Here is a 17,796-nt window from a genome sequence, read left to right as displayed (position 1 = left end):
ATGGGAATTATCAACAGATTATCAAACATGGTAAAGGCAAAGGTAAATGATACTTTAGATGACATGGAGAATCCAATTCAATTATTGGATCAAAAAATTAGAGACATGGAAGAAAGCTTGAGCAAAGCTAAACTTTCTTCAGCACAAATTTTAGGAAATGTTCATGAAATTGAGAAAAAAATAACTATAGCTGAAAAAGAATCTAAAGATTATGATGAAAAAGTAAAGCTTGCATTAGCAAAAGGGAATGAAGACTTAGCTAAGAGAGCTCTTCAAAGAAAATTAGATGCTGACAAGAAGATTGAATCTTTAAAAACTAGTCATGCAGATGCTGCTCAAAAAGCAGAATTAATCAAAAAGAACTTAAAAGCATTAGAAGATGAAATTGAAAAGACTAGAAGCTACAGAGATGAAGCCGCTGCTAGATCTAACAACGCTGATGCTTCAAAGCAAGTTAATGAAATACTAGCTAACGTTAAAACTAAACAAAATTCAATTCAATTAGATGATATCGAAAGAAAGATTCAAAGAAAAGAAGCTCTTGCTGAAGGTTTAGGCGAATTAAGAGAAGTTGACAGCTTAGAAGCAGAATTTGATTCTCTTGGTGGAGATGTAGACCTAGATTTAGAACTTCAAAAATATAAAAAGACTGAATAATTATAGTTAGGATGAAGCCTTATGTCAAATGATTTAGAATTTATAAAATCTGAAAAAGATATCTGGGGAAAAGTATACGTTGATATCAACTATGCTATCGACAATGTAGCACCTTTCCTCTCTGAGAAAACATTAAGACTTAGAAGATATAATAGTAAAAAGGACGTATTAAAAAAATACATTGATCTTTTAGAATCTTCTGAATTAGAACTTTCAAAAAAATCAGGCTTTCTAGGTGGTTTATTTGCAGACAAAAATAAATATCAAGATTTGCTTAAGAGCTACAAAGCAGACAACAAAAATACTTTTGCTCAATTAAAGAATTGCAGCTCTTGTGCTTGCTTAAACTGTGTTAATGATGATTGTAAGTTCAATTCTTGCACAGGTTGTAGAGAAGGTTCATACATTAAGACTTGTGATCATGAGAAATTAAATATAACTCTACATGATAGCTTTACTTTAGATCTTACTAACAATAATACAGGTAGAGAATCAAAGTATAAAGTCTTAGCAACATTACAAGATTGCCAGCTAGATAGACAATATATAATCATTGAAAACCTTTGGGATAAAGAAGATAAATTCATTCTTTACTACTATCCTGGAATTTCTGAAGATCAGTATGGTGAAATATCTGATCCTGAAGAATTTGATTATATTGCCGAAAATTTTCAACAGATTTAGATTAATAATATAAATATTTAAGTATAATATAAGGACATACGGATACATTAAATACTTGTATCCATATGTCCTATTTTTCTAGATAATAGACTATATAATCTTGTGTAAGTAAATTTTAATATTATTGAAAATCCTAATTTTCAGTAATTTATACTTTCTTTATTTCTTAAACTTATCTGCAAGCTTTGTAAAAGCTTCTAATGATTTTTCAATCTTTTCAAAAGAAACACAGTATGCAATTCTAAAATATCCTGGACATCCAAAAGCAGAACCTGGCACTAATAATAAATTAAATTCCTTTGCTGCATCACAGAAAGCTTTATCATCTTCTATTAATGATTTTGGGAATAAGTAAAATGCTCCCTGAGGCTTCACACATGAAAATCCTAAGCTTACAAGATGATTGTATAGCACATCTCTATTTTTCTTATAAACTTCTACATCAACCTCAGAATCTAGATTTCTTGCCACAACTCTTTGGAATAAAGAAGGTGCATTTACAAACCCTAAAACTCTGTTTGCTACATTCAAAGCCTTCATTATTGTATCAAAATCATCCATCTCACTATTAGCTACAATATATCCTATTCTTTCTCCAGGCAAAGATAAAGATTTACTATAAGAATAGCCTACAAATGAGTTCTTGTAGTACTTTAATATATATGGAATCTCAATGCCATCATATGCAATCTCTCTATATGGCTCATCAGAAATAAGATATATACTAGTGTTAAATTCTACAGATTTTCTATTAAGTATTTCTGCTATTTTAGTTAATGTTTCAGAAGAATAAACCACTCCTGTTGGATTATTAGGTGAGTTTATTATTACTATTTTAGTTTTTGCTGTTATCTTTTCTTCAAACTCTTTTAAATCTGGTTCAAAAGTTTCTTTATTTGGAGCTACTACTTTAAGTACTCCATCATAATTATTTGTATATGCTCTGTATTCCCCAAAGAATGGTGCAAAAACTAAAACTTCATCTCCAACATTCATTAAGCTCTTAAAGATTATGTTCAGTCCACCTGCTGCTCCACAAGTCATAACTATGTTTTTTTCTGATAACTGAACATTGTACTTTTTACTGTTAAATTCAGCTATAGTCTCTCTTACATCATCATAACCTGAGTTATTCATATATCCATGAATTAAATTAGGTGATTCTTCTGATAAAATCTCTATAATAGATTCCTTAACGCGCTTTGGTGGTTCTACATTTGGATTACCTAAACTAAAATCAAATACGTTTTCTTCTCCGTATATAGCTGATAATCTTTTACCTTCCTCAAACATAGCTCTTATTGCAGAACTGCCTGCTACAAGATCCTTCATTCTTTCTGATATCATATGATAGCCCCCAATCATAATTTTTATTATATATATATTAACACACTTTTTTTTAATTTTATACATATGTTGTTATTTACTCTGCCACTAATCCAAGATTTATATGCTGCTAGCATATCTATACCCTCAATTCCTATATTTCTATACATTGAAGTTGTATCATTTTCTCGAAAACAAGTTTTGCATAAACGCTATAAGTTTTACTAAAATCCATATACAGAGTCCAGCTACTTAATTCAAATCCTATTTCAATATTAGCAAATTCAATCTATACAAGAACTCTAGTCCTATGTATTAGATTAAATCCCCTATGTAAGTATTCCATCAAAATGTTGGTGGACAAGTTACAATATTTCGACAAAAAAACTTACGGACAAGCTACAAAAGTCCTACAATATTCTACCAACATTTAAGTGGAATAGTACCATATGCATTCACAGTATTATATATGACCTATATATCTCTTCTTAATACTACTCTTTATAAAAAATCTGCTTAGTGAATTATATTTAAATTTATTCCCAACTTATAGATTTTACCTCTCTCAATATTAAATGGAACTATTTTTCTGGAGCTGTATAAAATTTTCCCTTACCACACCATTACTACAAAAAAATAAGCGAATACCTAAAATCCACTATTCGCATTTTATGATATCCACTTTAAACTATCATTCCATATTTATTTTTCTATACAGCTAATGCTCCAAAAGCTGTATTTACTTTTACTCTTTGTAGCACTGTATTTACTACTGAATTACATACATATTGAGCAAATATTATATCTGCCTCAAACCCTTTAACTGTGTTATATTCAATTAGCATTGCATTAATAAAATCAGCAACCTTTGCTATATCTATATTCATATTTTTATAAGAATTGTATCTATAGTTTTCAGCCATTCTTCCTAATACGACCTCATATTGAACATGTCTCTTGAATTTATTTTTGAACTCCCATCTCTCATGATGAGCCATACAAAAATAATCACATAAAAAATGACATACTACTCCAAGTTCTTGATTAAATCTTTTTTTACCATAGGTAGTTAGTATTTCTTGTTTGGAAAGCGAGGACAAAAAATGTATCTTTGAAATAATCATTGCAAAACTCTCATCTTTATAATGTTTCTTTAGCTTATACATAGAAATATTATCAGGTTTTAAGTTGCCTTTAATAAAATTCTTCTCATCTATAATATCCTTGTTTCCTGTAGAAATATTTACAATTATATTACTTGCTATCATTCTATGAGTCTTTGTTAGCAATCCTCTTAACCCCTTTCAAATTAATCTTCCTCTGTACTTCATGCTATTACTATCTGTAACTTCATCTTAGTATTATTATTTCCCAATGTCAATGCAAATAGTATTGGTAACTTGTAACAATCAGTTTAGTAAAGACTAATTTTCTTATGTTCTCTAAAATCCATACCAAAGTCTTTAAGATTCTCGTATTTTTATCTATACCCAACTCCTCTAAATCTCTTTCTGGAGTTTTAGAATCTATAAGTATTCCTCTAAATATAGCTTGATACTTATTGTTCATATTAGTATAACTATCAATAGAAAAATATACAGCTGTACATAGAAGAATAATAATTATTGAAGCTATTATTATAACCTTTCTAAACTCCTTATAATAATAGTATATTCCTATATATATCACTAACATGAATATTAAAAGTGTTAATTGTTGAATTTTTCAAAACAAAAAAACAACTGAACTTACAAATAATATTATTTAGAATTTATATCTCTATTTGTTCTTTTAAAAAGATTTGTTTTCCCTATTAATTTTCCTATATTGCTTAAAATCCAAATTAAAGCTACTCCAAACATTATGTCATAAGAAAGATTCATAAGATAAATATGCTTGCCCAAATCTGCTCTCCCTGAGCCTATAATAGGTAACACGGCTTGAGATGCTCCTGTTGCTAAAATAAATATACACAGTAGTGATAATAACCTAGATTCTCTTCGTTTATCTTTTATTAGATACCATAAACATATTATAAAATACAGTATTGAAAAGACCAAAAATACAAACACATTTTTATGAATTTGTGGAGTTTGCTTAGCCAAATGGACTCTAAATGTATTCACCCATTTTCCGCTCCAATCCTTTCCCTTCTCAAAGTTTGATGGTTCAACTTCAAAAAAATCATAAGCATATTTAGCAGAGCATTCAATTTTCTCCCACATTCTATCAGGATGCTTTAAATAGAACACAAGTACCTTCATTGAACTCATTTTACTATATACATCATTTTTCATTATTTCACCGACAGTATCTACAGGATTATCTTTGCTGTAAAAACCATAGTTTCTTAAGTAAGCATATTTTTTATCAATACCCAACTCCTCTAAATCCTTCTCTGGAGTTTTAGAACCAACTAATATTCCATCAAACACTGCCTGATACATATTATTCATATTAGTGTGATTATTTATTGATATATAAACAATTCCACAAAGATTTACAATTATCAATGCTGCAATTAAAGTAAGCTTTCTGAATTCCTTGTAATAATAATATATGCTTATAAATATTATTATCATGAATATCAAAAGTGGTAATTGTTGAGTTTTTGATGTTAAAAAAGCTGCTGAACTTATAAAGAAAACTATCATATGCCACTTCTTAGGTTTTTCTCTGGCTATTAGGTTAAGTGTTACCCCTATGAATAAGAAGAAAAACACAGTAGTAGCAGCTTCTCCAAAGAATGAATTAAAATAAGAAATATAATTAAAATCAGTAAAAAATAAAATTATATATATACCTAAAACTACTTTAATTGGTTTTGATATTTTGTTATATTTCATTATTTCTAACATTGCTATAACAAAAAGTGAAGCATACACTATTGTCTGATAACTCAAATTAAATAATTGATTTATGTCTGCAGTAATAGGCAAAGTTAAAAATACACAAATCTTAGCAATAAGAACTCCAAATACCCAGTTTGGACCCCAAGGTTGCAATAAGGTAAGCCTATTTACTAAATAGAACCTATGTACTCTATAATCAAAAATTTCATCATAGCTCTTTCCTGTATTGTATAGTCCACCTAAACCATACATTCTTTCAAAATCTCCATTATCACATTTCCCTATTATCGGATCGCAAAAAAGCGAATATATCAATATTCCAGCTAAAGCAACAACAAATATAGTTTCTATAAGCCTGTCCTCTTTTATCTTTTTTAAAATGTTTAAAAATCTTCTTTTCATAGTTTCCTCCTAACATTTTCTGACAATAAATTATAGCATTAACCAGAAAATATTTCCACGATGAATTCTTAATTTTTTCTTACTTTTCTATTAATTTACTGAATGCAAAAAAAATCACATGCAAATACAATTTCTTAAAGAATAAAAAACTTGCTATACACATATTGTGTATAGCAAGTTTCATATTTCAATTCTATATAGTTTATATATTTATTATTTCTATGCTTCTTTTAATAGATTGTTCTTTCTTAAGGTCTTGTAGCAATAATCTATTATATCACTTCTTTTAATAATTCCTATAAAGGTATTATCATCATCTACTACAGGAACAAAATTCTGTGATACTGCCAACGTTATCAAACTTTCAATATTAGCACTAATAGCTACTGGTTTATGATTAACCTTTCTTGTTATATCTTTAACTGTTACTGTATTAGTGTTTTTGAAATTTAAATCAGGAGTATTTTTGAGTTTCCAAAGAATATCTCCCTCTGTTAAAGTACCAATGTACTTTCCATTCTTATCTATAAGCGGAATAGCTGTATATCCATGCTGTTCCATTCTCTCTATAACTTGTCTCATAGTTGCATCTATTGTTTCATATACGACTTCATTTTTAGGTGTTAAAAAAAAAGCTACATTCATATTTAATTCATACCTACCTTTAAAACTATTTGGGCCACTTATATTCTATCATTTTTTGAACTCTTTTCAAACTTATATGTGTAGTTAAGATATTGTATATCATCCAAGATTGTATTAAACTCGTTATAGATTTCTTTTCCTTCTAATGTTTGCTTAATAACAATTTCTTTAAGTACTTTACTTTTACATTTTGGACAATAATACATTCCTATAAATCTCCATCCAAAAAATCTAAATTCTTTTTCCACTAATAGATTACATTTACAATGTGGGCATTTTATATCTACATCTTCTTCATTAATTTTATGATTTTCTAAATTATGTGCCACAAATACTGGAGTCTTATATATCTCCTTATAAATATAATCTTTTATTATCCTTGAATTAAATAATCTCTTAAAAACTTTAGCTGTACAAATAGAATCATATAAAGCATCATGCAGCTTTTTATTTTCCACACTGATTCTTAACTGGTCAACTGCATTCTTTAAACCTAAGGATTTCTTTTTTCCCAATACTTTAGTGGCATATTCCTGTATATCTATATACTCATTAATCCAGGATATTACCCCATAATTATGATATCTAGCATTTTTAATAAGTTCAGCCACATCATCCTTGGCCCAAGAACACAAGATATCATCTTCACCAATAAAATTTCTAAGCTTATCCATCCCTTCTTCAAAGCTAACCCCATTAACAAGCATATCCTCTGTAATGTGAGTTATTTCTGTAATTTTAGGATTAATACGCTTAAAAACTGTTGGCTTAATAAAAACCTTAAGATTATCTATTGGGTTTATATTTCTATCAAGCTTTACAGCTCCTATTTCTATTATTTCATTATCAAAATCAATATCCTTAAGCTCCGGATTATCAATATAAAAGCTTGGATAATATTTTGTAATACCAGCTAAATTATTAAATTCTAAATCTATAATTACATACCCCATAAAATATATCCTCTCCAACATATGTCATATAACTATTATGACATATGTTGGAGAGGATTTCACCTAAGAAGTTAAATATTTTTCTTTAATATACCTACAGCTACCCCTAATATATTTACGTTTTTATTTTTAATATGTATTGGACTGTACATAGGATTTTCCGGCATTAATACTGGTTCTTCTGAAAGCTTCAACCTTTTAAGTGTTGCACTTCCATCTATATCAGCAGCTATAATATCATTATGATTTGCAGTAGATTGACGTTTGATTAATATGAAATCTCCATCTAATATATCTGCATTCTTCATACTGTCTCCCTTTACATGCAAAAGAAACAGCTCCTTTTTGTCTCTTATCCAATCATTAGGCAACATAAATGTACTTTCCATTTGAGAGCTCATTAAAATTGGTTCACCAGCAGCTATATCTGAGAAAACTGGTATTTCAAACTGCTCATTGCCTTCATATATATCTTCTGTATCTTTATCAGTATAACTTATAAGCTTTCCTTCTACATCAGACGAATCCCTCATAAATTCCATAGTATTCTTATGTTTTAAATCTACAAACTTAAACTTTTCTAAGAACTTAGAATTATTCTTTGCAGAAAACTTGTCCTTCAGTAAATAGGTTCTAACTTTGCTTGTATCTCCAAAAACAGAATTAAAATTCACTCCCTTTTTGAACCAAGCATCCTTAATATCTCCTGTATTTGTATTTATAATAACTATAAAATTTGAGTAAGGCTTTTGGGCATTAAGCATTTTAATAAACTTAATTTCACCCCTTCTTAATGTTTCAGAATCATCTAAAAATATATGGGTACTAGTTTGTCTATACTTTTTTAATGCTCTTATCGCATATATTGTATAATCATATTCATCCATTAAGCCTTCATATGCTAATCCCTCTGAATACTGCAGCATCATATCGAATATAGCTTTTCTTGATATTGCATTCTTTTTTATTCTCTTGCTTCTGCCTTTTCGCTCTATATTTAAGTATTCTTCTTCCTCAAAGCAAGAAGATTTAATCCAATGAATTTCTTCTAAAAGGAACTCTAAAGTTATTTTTTTAAGCAATTTAGATTTCTTATATTTTTCTATATTTGCACTTAGAATATTCCTTAAAATATCTAGCCTTTCTTCCTCTGACGCTATTCTAAGGCTCATTCTTTGCTCCTTGATATATGTCTTAGCATACATTTCTATAAGTTCTGCTTTTGTAAGTACCTTAATTCTATTTTTATTGGTTGAAAATAAAGTCATTACCTCATAAGCTTTTGCATCATTTATTTTTTTATAGAGTTTCCTTAATTCGTCACATCTATTTGAGTCAGAGGTTACATAAAGAATACTATCTTCATCATATAAGCAATAATTGTTTTCAAAAATTATCATCTTATCAACTGCTATGGTAGTTTTTCCTGTATTAAGATTTCCCTTAAGGACTTGAACTCCCATAGTCTTAGACTTTAAAAATCTTTTTTGACCTTTTCCTAATTCCATTTTTCCTACCTAAACCAAAAAAATTTTACTTTTGTGGTACTCTTCCTCTCTATTTATGTTTTAGTATCGATTATATATTTCAATTAGTGCATTTTATCCTTAATAATTACTTAAACTACTTGTAATATTATTAATTATCTCACTCATGGCTTTATAATTCAACTTGTCTTTTGTATCTCTTTTTGTGTACAAATCTTCATATCTATAAATTCCTGTATCTGTTAGCAGCACTGCTGGAATTTTTGCTTGCCAAAATGAATAATTATCTTCCTTACTTGCTCCTAAAATCTTGTTAGAATTAGTTTGAACTATTGGGAAACTTGATTTTTTCTTAAATTTGGCAACAAAATCATCATTGAAGCTCTTAGAATTACTATCTCCCATGGCTGCTAAAAAATTCCCCTTGTTCGGATACCCTACTCCCATAAAAGGATATCTTTGAGTGAGAATAGTATTAGTATAATATCCAATACAATCTAAAATCACAGCACCTTTTATATTACTTTGCTTATCTTTAATGCTATTTACATATATTTTGCTTCCTATATTTTCAGATGAAGTATATGGTTTTTCAGAATTTGCAAAAGCAACAAACTCTATATCGTAAGTGCAGCTTAAATTCTTCATCTGATCTGCAATGGTTAATATGGCAGAAATACCAGTATCTGAAGCGTCTACTGAAGGCCTATTTCCACTAAAATATGGAGCACCTACAACTATTGTGCCGGAACTTTGTCTGCTTCCCTTCTTTATAGCAATAATATTAGATACATTTACACCTTCATTGTCAAATTGTTGAACCTTTATTTCATATCCACACTTTTTAAATTGATTCATAATGTAATCTCTTGAATTATTCAAGTTTGCTATATTCTTTGTATTTCTAATGGTAAATTCACCTGAAAATTTGTTCATATTATTTCTTAAAGTAGTTTCAATATTACTATTTTCAACATACTGATCTTTATTTTCGTTTATCTTCCATCCAAAGGTAAGAGTAGATACTGCCACCATTATTAAAGCCACTACCACTACCCAATTTATCTGTTTTTTCATAAACTAATCTCCTCTAAATAAAACCTATGACTAATTTTGTTCAAAATAATGCTAATTATTCATAATCACACTATCTTATTTGACCACTCAATGGAATCTATAAATAATTCGGGTAATATAATTGAATCCAATTTCAATTCTTCTAATAATCTCCCTACTTCTTCAAAATCCATATTTTCATATGCCTTTACAAGAACCAATATATCATTCAATGTATTTTTTTCACCTGTTAATGCATCTTTTATATCTACATCTAATGGTAAATCTCTTAGAACATCCCTCATATCCATATCCAAATAAGTATCTATGCTAGAAAATAGGCCTACTATAAATGCCTTATTTTTTTCTTCTTCAATATTCTGTGCAATTAGTTCACAAAACCTCGCTCTTATTAGTGTTTGACTAATAAACTCTTCATTATTATCACTAATTATATTACTTACTGCAATAACTGAAATCCACTTTCTTAATTCATTTTTACCTAAGATAACTATAGCTTGCCTTAAAGACGAGATTCTTTGTCTAAATGAAAACTTTGCAGAATTTAAAAACTTCATAAGCTTATAACTCATAGCTACATCTAATTCTATCATTTTTTCAACTACATCTATATCAAATTCATCTTTCATAAGCTCCAACATAACGTTAAAACAACAAGCTTCTCTTATAGGTATATCTTTGCCAGATATCATAACAGGTCTACTAAAATAATATCCTTGAAAATACGTGAATAAATTTTTTGCAGCTTCTTTATATGTCTCTTCATCTTCTATTTTTTCAGCTAGAAATTTTGCTTTTGGATTCACTTTTCTTATTTTATCTAATAGTAATTTTCTTTGCAATTTGTTTGTATCAATAAAATCGATCTTATATATGTCAATTAAATCTCCGAATTCTTTATATCTTGTACTATATACTACATCATCTAATGCTAAAACATACCCTTTTTGTTTTAGCTGTTTCATACTTTCAATAACTTCAGGAATAGGATTTACATTCTCTAGTATTTCTATAACGACCACATCTTTAGGTAAAATGGTTGGAATATCATTAAGCAATATTCCTTCAGTAAAGTTTATAAATGCTTTTTTATCACTTGTTAATTCTCTAAAACCTATAGTTGAGCAGTTTGATATAAGTTTTAGGGTTGCATCATCCTCATTATATTCATTTGAAATTAAATCAAATTGATTTATGTCAGAATTTCTAAATAACATCTCATATGCAATTATATTTTGTGATCTATCATATATAGCCTGCCGTGCTAAAAAAATATTGATAATAACCATCCCCCAAACTATCTATTTTTACAAAATATATTAATATAGATTAAGTATAGATGCGTGAAAAGCAGTACTATTCATTAAATTATTATATTATTTTAATAGAGCTACTTTACCTCTAGTTCCATTAATGTAAATCTTATGCCATGAACCGTTTTTTCTTCCTCCACTGAATTAAATCCTAAATCATTATAGAACTTAATTGAACACGGAGCAGAATTCGCAGAAATACACTGAATTCCTTTGTTATAATATTGGCATTTAAGTATGGCCTCATCTATAAGCTTATGCGCTATACCAATTTTTTTGTATCCATCTCCTGCAAACAGAAGAGAAATGTGATTAAAATCTTTTACTTCTATAGTTCCGACAATTCTATCTCTATTCATTGCAATCAACATAAAATAATTGTTAGATACTCTCTCCCTTATTCTGTTGCCATCAACATATTTTAAAAACTCTTTTATTCCTTCTGTTGAATAGTCAGTAGCAATATACTTATTAAAACAATCTACAATTAGCTCTCCCACTAAGTATTCTTCCCCATTTTCAATTGTTCTAATATTTATATCTTTTTGCATCTAATCTCACCATCTCTCATTTTATATTGCAAAGAAACTCTTATTTTTTATTAAATTATACCATATCTATTTACCTAAATAAATCTAGTTTATCACTATTTATTCGCAAGTATTCTGTGAACTTTTTGTTCTTAATCCTAATAATTCTTCAAACCAATTTAATATAGAACTAATTATATTTTAATAGTTTAGCTCAAATACCATTTCAGCTGCATTTGTAAAAGAAATAGAGCTGACTATTTTCAGCTCTACAATACAATTTAAATTAAAACTTAGTAAATAACTCTTTACATCTTTCAACTAAAGATTCTTGCCTATCTTTTATAGCTTGCATATTCCAATCCTTTAGTACTTTAATTTCATCTGTAATTGCAAACTCACTTTTCTTTGAAATGTAATTTTCTATCTTTTCAGCAAAAGCCTTGTTATTAATTTTGCTGTTCTTTGCACCTGTAATAATTACTAGATTACCTAATTTATTAGCCCAATTTCTTCTTTGCTCCACTGTAAAATTAGCTGTCCAATAAGCTTCTTTGGCATTTCTAGGTAAGATATGCTCTAGCATAACCTTATTACTATATTGTAAGTTTTCTTTCTTTCTAAGTTCCATGTCTAATCTAATTAATATATACTTAGGAATCATCATTCTGCCCTTACTATAGAATTCTATATCATCTAAAGAATTTGCAAAATAGCTTGAAGTTCTTTCTATATCCCCTATAAATACATCTGATTTAATTACATCAGTTCCTTTTTCACATTTATCTATAGTCTCAAGAATTCTATAAATTCTCGCCAGTCTATCAGCAAATGAATTTCCATTTACCCAATCTATCACAATTCTCTTTTCAAGTGCTTTAACAAAGTCTAGTACTAATTTATCTTCTTTATACTTCTCAATAAACTTAATTACAGCTGTTATCCATTCATCAAAAGATAAGAAATCCTTCATAACTGTTATTAAATTTTTATAGTATATTTCATCTTCCTTATTTTCTACGCTAATCTTGCCTTCCAATATGTATTGAATATATATTTCTTTAATACTGTGAAGATGCTCTATGAATTTTTCACCTCTATACTCTGGCTCAGCAACAAATATTTTTTTGTTAAATTCTTCATATACAGTTGAATTTGCTTTTCTATTAAGCTTCATAGTCCTCATAAAGCTAATAAGCATTTCCATATCTTCTTTTCCAAGCTCACCTTCATCTGTTTCCCATATATCTGTATACTTAATTCTTACTTTTTCATCTATAACTCTTAAATTTTCACTTTTTAATAAATCTGCATTGGTAAGTGGTAATCCTCTAGCATTTATAACATTAAATAATCTAAATGCTGAAGCAAATGAATCTGTAGTTATTACTACTAGTATTACTTTTTGAAGTAAATATCTTATAAATTTATTTAATTTATCAAATAATAATTCTTCATTTTCATCAAAAAATCTAGATCTAAATACTTTCACTGCTGTAAGCATATTTATTTTTGCATCTTCAAGTTCAGAATTGTCCACTTCTAAAATATTAGCCGTTCCACCTTCTGATAATATGTACTCTTTAAAAAAGTCTAGTTCCTTGCCTCTAACTTTTACACGTATACTTTCCTTTACTCCCATTAAGTCGTTAGGCTTTTGATAAATTAAAGAAGATAAAACCTTTTTATATTCTTTATTTTCTACTAGATCTCTCATTGTAGCAATTAACATTATTATTGAAGTTAATCTTTGTTGTCCATCAATAACATCATATAATCCTGATCCATCATCCTTAAATTCCTTTGAGCATAAAACTATGCTACCTATAAAATATGGTTCATAATTTTCAAATTTCTCACCATATTGATCTTTATTATTTTCTATAGAATCTTCTATGTCATCAATCAACTGATTTAAGTTTTCGCGTGTCCAAGAATATGCTCTCTGATAATCTGGAATCTCAAACAAAAACTTGTCACTAAATAAATCTTTTACATAATACTCTTTTGCTTTTATCTTTTCGGTAAACAAAATTCTTTCCTCCTAAAATTAAATATGGGATAAGACTACTCCACTAAGGCATCATCTTCCCCATATTTCCTTCTTCTTTTGGCCAAAACAATGCTTTTGTTTTAGCAGCCTTGTATATTATATCAAAAAATCATTGATTAAGCTAAAAATATTATATGTCTATTCCTGCCATCCTCATAAGATATACTGCATTTCTTGTAGTAGACTTACCACTTCTAAGTGTATAATCAAATTTTATTTCATTATTTACATAATGTTCTTTGAAGTGATAGTTTGTCACCTTGTTATTACTATCTTGTAAGTCACATAGCTCTAAATCATGAGTTGAAACAAAGCCTAAGGCTGGCTTTTTAGATAGTTGGTTTATAAGCATCTCTGCTCCTGTATGCCTATCCATAGAGTTAGTTCCTTTAAAAATTTCATCTAATAAGAAAAATACATGCTCTCCTCTGTTTACTGCTTCCATAAGTATCTTAATTCTTAAGATTTCAGCATAAAATGAAGATATATTTTCCTCTAGGTTATCTCCAATTCTCATACATGTATAAATATTTAATATAGGTGTACTGAATTCTTTTGCACAAACAGGTGCTCCGATATAAGATAATATCATATTTATACCTACAGTTCTTAAAAATGTACTTTTTCCTGACATATTAGAACCTGTAATAAGAATTATACTTTTATCTTTCTCTAAAGAAAAGTTGTTGCTTATAGCTCTTTCCCCTATTAATGGATGTGCTATTTCTTTGCCACTTATAGTTAATTTATCTTCTATTTTAGGGAATGAATACTTATTAAAATCTCCACTAATATTAGCAATACTCATGTATGCTTCAAATTCTCCTATAACTTCAAACCAAGCTTCCACTGTATTACCGCTTTTTCTTCTCCACAATTCTAGCTGCTTTAGTAGATGACAATCCCAAAGTAATAATATGTTTATAATTATATAAACCATATTGCCCCTATCTCTGACTTTCACAGCAATCCTATCAAGTTCTTTCATTTCATTAACTGCGTTTAAGCCATTACTGTTTAATTTTGCTTTCAACTTTTTAAGATTTTCATCTTCAAATGATTCATTTTCGATAAGATTAATTATGTTAAAATACTTACTAATCTTATATTTCACATCATAAAGAGTATCTAAGGCAGTTTCAATTTCTGATTTTCCTATTCTTAAAATAATTATATTTAGAACTGTTACTGCTAAAGGAATAGCTCTAGATATAACATGGGTACTAAAATATATTATTATAGATGCAATTAATAATATTGGACACAAGAAAGATATAACTGTATTATACGGCTTTAAAATCTTATCATTACTCTCTTTTGCCCAAGCTACAAAACTTTCAGGATCACCTTTTCCCTTCTCTTCTATGCTTCCTTCAATCTGAACCTTTTGCCTAAAGTCTACCTTTTCTCCTAATTCTCTAATAATACTTTGTCTTCTTAATATATCTTCTTTAGTTGGAAGTTTATCCATTGAAAGAATTTCCTTTAATCTATTTCTTCCAAATTGAGTTGTAGTAGTATTAACCCATTGGAAAAGTGAACTTTTTCCAAATATGTCGAGGTCATTTACATATGGATGTTCTACTTTTAAGTATTCATGACCATCATCCTCAAATTTCTTCCATTCACCATTAAGTCTTGCTTTTGCTTCCTCATTTACCTTAACTAATGTCTTTATCTTGCTTTGCTCATACAATGCCTTTGAATGTATAGATGCAACTATAGAAAAAGTTGCAACTGCTATAACTATGGACATTATTGCTAAATTATTATTAGCATTCTTATAAGAAATATATAGTGCTACTATAAGTACTGCAATTATAATAAATCTAAGAATACTGTAAAAATCACATCTGCTTTTTAATTGTTTTAATTCTTCTCTGGCACCTTCTATTTTCTTATCATAAAATTTAATCCGTTCTTCCATATACCTACCCTTTCCATAATAAGGCGTCTTCAAAAATATTTAAATATTTTATTTATTTTCAGATGCCTAAATCTCATAGTATAAATATATATTACTATAACTGTATAAAATTTGAAACTACTTTTTCTGATCTATCTACAATTTCTTGTAGGATTGAAAATATTTTTTCCCAATCTACTTCTCCAATAAACGGAATAGACTTTGTAATATATATTTTATTATCACCTAAAAGAGCTAATGTAATTTCATTATCAGTCACATTAATATCATTTATTTTTTCTAATGCTTTCTCTACATTCATGTCTTTTATACATTTATTTAAAGAAATAAACATTTTAATATGAGTTTCCTCACATAAAAACATATTTACCTCTTTATCATTCAGTTTAAATATTATCTGTTGAATATCATCATCAATATTTTGCAAGTCGTGTTTTATGCTCTTCTGATTTAGTACCATACTAAATTCATCTAAATCTATCATCATTACACCTCTTCTTCCAATACTTCATATATATCTCTTAAATACATTTCCATAGTTGCAACAAAGTCTAAAATAATTTCTTCTAACTTCTTATAATTGATATCTGCACTTAGTATAGGAATATTTACATCTGATAAAATCATACCATTACAAACTTTAAACTTTATGTAATTGTCCTCCAAGCTATTAATTTCATTTAATATTTCAAGAACATCTATCTCCCTATCTTTTTCATATGTTAACCCTTTTGCTAAGCCTAACGCTATACTGTTTTCATCAAATCTTAAATAAACTTCAAAACTCTCTTCATTACTTCCTTTGATCTTTAAAAATAATAGTGATTCTTCTTTTCTAAAAGGTATTTTATTAGCTTCTAGATATTTTATAAATTTTTCTTTAAAAAACATAATCCCACCTCAATTTAAAAGATTTTTATAAGTGTACTATATACATCTTACCTATTTTTCTCTTAAATTAAAAGTGAGATTACAATTTATCTTTATTTTTTTAAAGAATCATATATTTTATCTAAATTTTTCTTCATTGCTTGAACATAATCCAATCCATCTTCTTTGCTTTCAAGTGTATATATTTTTTCAACTTTTGCATTAACTTCATTTGCTAAAGTTTCAGATACTTTTGGACTAGCCAATGTTTCCATAAATATAGTTTTTATATTATTATCTCTACAGAACTTTACCAAAGTAGCTTGTTTTTTAGGAGTAGGTTCTCCCTCCGCAAACATATCTTCTACACTTTTTTGAGTAAGACCAAAGTCCCTGCATAAGTATCCAAAAGCCTCATGACCTGTCACAAAGTCTTTGTTAGCTAATGAAGCAAATCTAGATTTATTTGAATTATATAAGTCATCTAACTCCTTTGCAAAATTATTATAATTTTGTTCAAAATAACTTTTATCCTTTGAGTCTAACTTAATAAGCTCATCCAATATACTTTTTGATTGATTTTTAGCTTCCTTTAAACTTAACCAAATATGTGGATCAGTTTTACCATCACTCTTTATTAAATCTACATTTTTACTAGCATCTAAAATTGTAAGTTTCTCACTGCTTCCAACTGCAGATTTTACAGAATCAACCCAATCTTCCATGCCAGCTCCACTATATACGAATAAATCTGCATTAGCTAGCTTTTCTAAATCCTTAGGTTTAGGATCAAAGTCATGTGGCTCTGTGCCTTCTGGAACCAATAAAGTTACATTTACCTTATCCCCACCAACTTTTTGTGCAAAATCTCTTACTGAATTTATACTAGCCACAACATTAATCTTTCCATTATTGCTTTTAGTATCCTTAGCTACAGTACATCCTGCTGCTGTGAGAACAATCCCCACACTCATTATTGATATAAATATTTTTTTTAACATCCCGACCTCCACTTGCAAA

General features: G+C 28.4%; 16 protein-coding genes. 2 read left to right on the top strand and 14 right to left on the bottom strand.

The annotated features are described in order from the left end of the window. Both OCU47_RS01980 and OCU47_RS01975 read left to right on the top strand, forming a co-directional pair. Nucleotides 1-657 (top strand): PspA/IM30 family protein, encoded by a 657-nt coding sequence (locus OCU47_RS01980; RefSeq protein ID WP_261826919.1) that lies wholly within the window; start codon nt 1-3, stop codon nt 655-657. A gap of 21 nt (nt 658-678) precedes the next feature. Continuing rightward, nucleotides 679-1,341: a DUF1292 domain-containing protein gene (locus OCU47_RS01975; RefSeq protein WP_261826918.1), complete on the top strand. Its 663-nt coding sequence runs from the start codon at nt 679-681 to the stop codon at nt 1,339-1,341. A 159-nt stretch (nt 1,342-1,500) separates the two neighbouring features. Here the strand turns inward: OCU47_RS01975 and OCU47_RS01970 are convergent, their stop codons facing one another. The 14 genes from OCU47_RS01970 to OCU47_RS01905 all read right to left on the bottom strand — a co-directional run bounded on the left by OCU47_RS01970 (nt 1,501) and on the right by OCU47_RS01905 (nt 17,777). Continuing rightward, a complete protein-coding gene (locus tag OCU47_RS01970) occupies nt 1,501-2,688 on the bottom strand; it encodes a pyridoxal phosphate-dependent aminotransferase (RefSeq protein WP_261826917.1) in 1,188 nt (395 codons plus the stop codon). Between the two features lie 689 nt (nt 2,689-3,377). After that, nucleotides 3,378-3,956 carry a zinc dependent phospholipase C family protein gene (locus OCU47_RS01965; protein WP_261826916.1) on the bottom strand — a complete coding sequence of 193 codons (579 nt, stop codon included), beginning with the start codon at nt 3,954-3,956 and terminating at the stop codon, nt 3,378-3,380. 471 nt (nt 3,957-4,427) lie between these two features. After that, nucleotides 4,428-5,921, bottom strand: a complete 1,494-nt coding sequence (gene wsfD, locus OCU47_RS01960; protein WP_261826915.1) for a glycan biosynthesis hexose transferase WsfD — start codon at nt 5,919-5,921, stop codon at nt 4,428-4,430. Between the two features lie 219 nt (nt 5,922-6,140). Continuing rightward, complete coding sequence (locus tag OCU47_RS01955; RefSeq protein WP_261826914.1) at nt 6,141-6,566, bottom strand: CBS domain-containing protein; 426 nt, start codon at nt 6,564-6,566, stop codon at nt 6,141-6,143. 38 nt (nt 6,567-6,604) lie between these two features. Next, nucleotides 6,605-7,519 (bottom strand): 3'-5' exonuclease, encoded by a 915-nt coding sequence (locus tag OCU47_RS01950; protein ID WP_261826913.1) that lies wholly within the window; start codon nt 7,517-7,519, stop codon nt 6,605-6,607. Between the two features lie 71 nt (nt 7,520-7,590). Continuing rightward, complete coding sequence (lexA, locus tag OCU47_RS01945) at nt 7,591-9,027, bottom strand: transcriptional repressor LexA (RefSeq protein WP_261826912.1); 1,437 nt, start codon at nt 9,025-9,027, stop codon at nt 7,591-7,593. A 99-nt stretch (nt 9,028-9,126) separates the two neighbouring features. Then, the gene (locus OCU47_RS01940) at nt 9,127-10,083 is read right to left on the bottom strand and encodes a M28 family peptidase (RefSeq protein ID WP_261826911.1); all 957 of its coding nucleotides are present in this window, start codon (nt 10,081-10,083) and stop codon (nt 9,127-9,129) included. 65 nt (nt 10,084-10,148) lie between these two features. Continuing rightward, complete coding sequence (locus OCU47_RS01935; RefSeq protein WP_261826910.1) at nt 10,149-11,372, bottom strand: EAL and HDOD domain-containing protein; 1,224 nt, start codon at nt 11,370-11,372, stop codon at nt 10,149-10,151. A gap of 101 nt (nt 11,373-11,473) precedes the next feature. Then, nucleotides 11,474-11,947 (bottom strand): GNAT family N-acetyltransferase, encoded by a 474-nt coding sequence (locus tag OCU47_RS01930; RefSeq protein WP_261826909.1) that lies wholly within the window; start codon nt 11,945-11,947, stop codon nt 11,474-11,476. A gap of 265 nt (nt 11,948-12,212) precedes the next feature. Beyond that, nucleotides 12,213-13,958 (bottom strand): DUF262 domain-containing protein, encoded by a 1,746-nt coding sequence (locus OCU47_RS01925; RefSeq protein WP_261826908.1) that lies wholly within the window; start codon nt 13,956-13,958, stop codon nt 12,213-12,215. Between the two features lie 151 nt (nt 13,959-14,109). Continuing rightward, nucleotides 14,110-15,906 (bottom strand): MutS family DNA mismatch repair protein, encoded by a 1,797-nt coding sequence (locus OCU47_RS01920; protein WP_261826907.1) that lies wholly within the window; start codon nt 15,904-15,906, stop codon nt 14,110-14,112. Between the two features lie 94 nt (nt 15,907-16,000). Beyond that, nucleotides 16,001-16,393: a hypothetical protein gene (locus OCU47_RS01915; RefSeq protein WP_261826906.1), complete on the bottom strand. Its 393-nt coding sequence runs from the start codon at nt 16,391-16,393 to the stop codon at nt 16,001-16,003. Further along, entirely contained in the window at nt 16,393-16,797 is a 405-nt protein-coding gene (locus tag OCU47_RS01910) for a hypothetical protein (protein WP_261826905.1), read from the bottom strand. Before OCU47_RS01910 ends, OCU47_RS01915 begins: the two co-directional genes overlap by 1 nt. Before the next feature lie 92 nt (nt 16,798-16,889). Then, entirely contained in the window at nt 16,890-17,777 is an 888-nt protein-coding gene (locus tag OCU47_RS01905; RefSeq protein ID WP_261826904.1) for a metal ABC transporter solute-binding protein, Zn/Mn family, read from the bottom strand. Nucleotides 17,778-17,796 lie beyond the last annotated feature (19 nt).

This window comes from Clostridium sp. TW13 (assembly GCF_024345225.1).
In the GTDB taxonomy this organism is placed as follows: domain Bacteria; phylum Bacillota; class Clostridia; order Clostridiales; family Clostridiaceae; genus Inconstantimicrobium; species Inconstantimicrobium mannanitabidum.
Note: the sequence above shows the minus strand (reverse complement) of the source record. Positions and strands in the feature narration are given on the sequence as shown.